Below are 2,994 nucleotides of genomic sequence, written 5' to 3'. Positions count from 1 at the left end.
AGCGGTCCCATGGCTCACCCACGGTTGTGGCCTGAGGGGCGTCGGGCGCCGTCCGCCTCGCGCCGGGTCCGGTGGCCACCGGACCCGGCGCTATCCAAGTTCCATCACGAAACAGGGACCCATTCCAGATACAAGGGGGATCCGCCTGCCGGACGCCCGTCTCCGCGCCTCCCCCTCACCCCGACCCTCTCCCCGGGGGGGAGAGGGAGCCTGGAGGGGAGAGGGAGATTGGGCAGGGACACCGCCCCTCCAGCAGGTCGCGTTCGCGGGTGAGTGCGTCGGCCATGAAGTCGAGGAAGGCGCGGACGCGGCCCATATGGCGCAAATCCTCGTGCGTCAGCAGCCAGAGCTTGGCATCGGCCTCCGGCACGGGATCGCCGATGCGGCGGAAGCCCGGGTCGCGGTCCACCACCCCGCAGGGCAGCAGCCCGAGGCCGATTCCGGCCCGCACCGCCTCCACCGCCCCGGCGACCGAATTGACCCGGTAGCCGATGGACGCCGCCGGCACCGTCCGCTTCATCCACTGGGCGAGGGAGGTGTGCTCGAAGGACTCGTCCAGCCCGACCCACGGATGCCTGTCCAGGTCGTCGGCACCGCCGACCCGGTCCAGATAGGAGGATGCCCCATAGACGGCGAAGGCCAGCCCGGAGACCGCACGCCCGACAAGGTTTTCCGGCGGCCGGCTGGTGGCTCGGATCGCCACGTCGGCTTCGCGCCGGGTCAGGCTGAGCGACGCCTCCGCCGCCACCAGATCGACACGCAGTTCGGGGTGGAGTCGGCGGAAGGCGGCGATGTGGCGCGGCAGGATGTAGAGCGTCAGGATGTCGACGGTGGTCACACGCAGGCTGCCGCTGATCCGGGTGTCGCGGCCGGACAGCAGGCGGTTGGCGGCGGCCAGATCCTCCTCCATCTTCTGTGCCACCCGGTGCATCTCGTCGCCCGCCGCGGTCAGCACATAGCCGCCGGGCAGCTTGTCGAACAGCTGGGCGCCCATGGCCTGCTCCAGCGCCGTAACCCGGCGCAGCACCGTGCTGTGGTTCACCCCCAGGACGCGTGCGGCGGCGGACAGGGAGCCATGCCGCGCCACGGCCAGCAGGTAACGCAGGTCATCCCAATTGTTACCGTTTCCCATTTATTCCCGCTCATTCCTGCAGATGCTTTTTGCAAAACTCGCCAATTTGCGCTCACCAGAGCACAGGTTAGGGTCTGCACCAAGCGCATCCTGCGCCACCCCATCCAAAGCCGGCCGTCCGCATGTCCGAGTTGCTTCAAGATCCCTTCGTCCAGTCCAGCGCCCTGCCCTTGGTAGTCAGCCTGATCCTCGTCGGTGCCCTGCACCTGCTGCGCCGTCCGCTGGCCGCCGCCGGGATCGCGGCCGGGTTCCTGGTGGTCTTCGTGATGGTGGTCGGCCTTCCGGCCCTGCCCCCGCCGTCGAGCATGGGGAAGCTGTTCTGGTCGTCCGCCATCGGGCTGCTGCTGGGGGTCGCCGCCGATGCGGCGGGCCTGCGTGGCCGGGCGGTTTCGGCGGCGCTGGCGGCGTGGCTGGCCGGTTCGCTGCTGTGGATCGCGCTGCCCGCCCTGGATTCCATGGCGGCGGTCGTCAGCGTCGTGATCCTGCTCGCCGTCGCCGCGTGGGTCGCCTTTGCCCGCGCTTCGCAGACGCATGGGTCGGAGAAGGCAGAGAGCCCGACCGCGCCGGCCGCCTCGCTGCTGGCGATTGCGCTGGCCGTCGGCGGCACGGCCCTGATCGGCTCATCGGCGTCCATCGCCCAGATGGCATTGGCCCTGGCCGCGTCGGCCGGCGGCTTCCTGCTGTGGAACTGGCCGGTGGAGCGCCATGGCTGGGGCGTGTCGGGCCGGGTCGCCACGGGCATCGCGGTTCTGCTGGCCGCCGTGCTGACCCTCTTCACCCAGGCGCAGACCGCCGTCCTGCTGCTGGCGTTGCCGGCACTGCTGGCCGGCCATGTCAGCCGTTTCGTTCCCCAGGGCCGCGGCCTGATCGGCCGGGCCGCCTCGTCGGCCGCCGTCACGGTGGTCGCGGTCCTTCCGGCGCTGGTCGCCATCGGTGCGGCCTATGCGCTGACCGGCGGCGAAGCATCGCCCTACTGATCCTCCATCCCCATCATCCGAACCCAATCCTCGGAGCTCCGTTCATGAAGAAGACCCTGTTCGCCGCCGCCCTGTTCGTCGCGACCGCCGCCGGCACCCTGACGCCCGCCTTCGCCGCCCCGGTCAGCTACAAGATCGATCCGGCGCACACGGCCGTCGCCTTCATCGTCAACCACATCGGCTTTTCCAACGTGATCGGCCGCTTCAACACGGTCGGCGGCGACATCAGCTTCGACAAGGACGCGGTGGAGAAGAGCACGGTCAACGTCACCATCGACTCCACCAGCATCGACACCAACCACGCCAAGCGTGACGAGCATCTGCGCTCCCCGGACTTCTTCAACGCGAAGGAGTTCCCGAAGCTGACCTTCAAGAGCACCAAGATCGAGAAGACCGGCGACAAGACCGGCAAGCTGCACGGCGATCTGACCATGCTGGGCGTGACCAAGCCGGTGGTTCTGGACATCACCTTCAACAAGGACGGCGTCAGCCCGGCCAGCAAGCTGGAGACCGCCGGCTTCTCCGCCCGCGGCACGGTGAAGCGCACCGATTTCGGCATGAAGTACGGCGCCCCCGCCGTCGGCGACGACATCCAGCTGCTGATCGAGATCGAGGCGGTCAAGTCCTGACCGAAGGACCGTTCCGGTCTGTTGCAGTGTGGAGGGGACCGGTTCGCCGGTCCCTTTCCGTTTCCACCCCCCTGTTTCCACCCCCTTGTGATTGGAGGCCGCGATGCCGCAGCTTGTGAATGGTGTCTGGGTGAAGGGCGACATCGCGGCCAGCGAGATCAGGAACGGCGCCTTCCACCGCGAGCCGACCCGCTTCCGCGACTGGATCACGCCGGACGGTTCACCTGATGCGGAGGGGCGCCCCACCCTGCCGGCG

3 protein-coding genes are annotated in these 2,994 nt (G+C 69.0%); 2 read left to right on the top strand and 1 reads right to left on the bottom strand.

Annotated features, from left to right (window positions below):
- Positions 1-175: 175 nt before the first annotated feature.
- Positions 176-1,132 carry a LysR family transcriptional regulator gene (locus tag VD964_RS27925; protein WP_324871697.1) on the bottom strand — a complete coding sequence of 319 codons (957 nt, stop codon included), beginning with the start codon at positions 1,130-1,132 and terminating at the stop codon, positions 176-178.
- A gap of 122 nt (positions 1,133-1,254) precedes the next feature.
- Here VD964_RS27925 and VD964_RS27920 point away from each other — a divergent pair, with 122 nt between their 5' ends.
- Together VD964_RS27920 and VD964_RS27915 are read left to right on the top strand one after the other, a co-directional pair.
- Entirely contained in the window at positions 1,255-2,109 is an 855-nt protein-coding gene (locus VD964_RS27920; protein ID WP_324871696.1) for a hypothetical protein, read from the top strand.
- Positions 2,110-2,153: 44 nt separating this feature from the next.
- On the top strand, positions 2,154-2,738 hold the full coding sequence (locus VD964_RS27915) for a YceI family protein (protein WP_324871695.1): 585 nt from the start codon (positions 2,154-2,156) through the stop codon (positions 2,736-2,738).
- The last annotated feature ends 256 nt before the right edge of the window (positions 2,739-2,994 follow it).

Origin of the sequence: Azospirillum sp. (genome assembly GCF_035628975.1) — a bacterium.
Lineage (GTDB): Bacteria > Pseudomonadota > Alphaproteobacteria > Azospirillales > Azospirillaceae > Azospirillum.
This window is presented reverse-complemented; position numbering and strand designations above follow the sequence as displayed.

Coding starts and splice junctions, on each gene's coding strand:
- VD964_RS27925 (WP_324871697.1), bottom strand. CDS start 1,132: ATGGGAAACGGTAACAATTGGGATGACCTGCGTTACCTGCTGGCCGTG.
- VD964_RS27915 (WP_324871695.1), top strand. CDS start 2,154: ATGAAGAAGACCCTGTTCGCCGCCGCCCTGTTCGTCGCGACCGCCGCC.
- VD964_RS27920 (WP_324871696.1), top strand. CDS start 1,255: ATGTCCGAGTTGCTTCAAGATCCCTTCGTCCAGTCCAGCGCCCTGCCC.